The following is a 759-nucleotide window of genomic DNA, read 5'->3' on the forward strand; positions in this document are numbered from 1 at the left end:
ACTGCGTTCAGAACCCGCCGCCAGAAGCAGAATATCGTCAATATTCCAGATCGGGCTCCTGTGGGATGACTGAATTCTACAAAATGACCCGAAATTGCCTCAAGTGTGAGAAATCCGCGTCGAAACAGCACGCACGCTCGTCTCGGCGGGCGCGCGCGTCATTGTGCCAGCGCGGGATGTCGAGCGTGCACGCAAAGCCATCGCCGAAGTCGGCGGCGGCATGGAAGTTCGACCGATGGACCTCACCAATCCCCTCTCGATTGGTGCCTTCGCGCATGATTTCGTTGAATCGGGCCTCCCCCTGCATATGCTTATCAACAATGCAGGCATCATGGCGCTGCCAGAACTGAAGCACGACGCTCAGGGCAATGAGCTACAATTCTCCACCAACCATCTTGGTCATTTCCGGCTGACCCTGCAGCTCTGGCCGGCACTGAAACGGGCCGGGGATGCGCGCGTGGTGTCGGTATCGTCAGCCGGACACCGTTTCTCGCCTGTGGTATTCGACGACATCAACTTCGAACACCGTGCCTACGATCCCTTCAAGGCTTATGGCCAGTCGAAGACGGCCAACATCCTTTTCGCAGTCGCCCTCGACCAACGCGGCAAGAATGAGGGTATCCGTGCCTTTTCGCTTCACCCCGGCGGGATCGCGGCAACAAATCTCGGAACGCATATTGGCGTGGAAATGCTGAGAACGGCGCACTTCGTCGATGAGAACGATCGACCAATCGTCGACGCGGATTTCTCACACTTGAG

At 57.4% G+C, this 759-nt stretch carries 1 protein-coding gene; it reads left to right on the top strand.

From position 1 onward, the window contains the following. Positions 1-163: 163 nt before the first annotated feature. Positions 164-759: SDR family NAD(P)-dependent oxidoreductase (locus AD928_RS00065; protein ID WP_233419865.1), on the top strand; the 596-nt coding region annotated here is incomplete at its 3' end.

Source organism: Acetobacter cerevisiae, from assembly GCF_001580535.1.
In the GTDB taxonomy this organism is placed as follows: domain Bacteria; phylum Pseudomonadota; class Alphaproteobacteria; order Acetobacterales; family Acetobacteraceae; genus Acetobacter; species Acetobacter cerevisiae.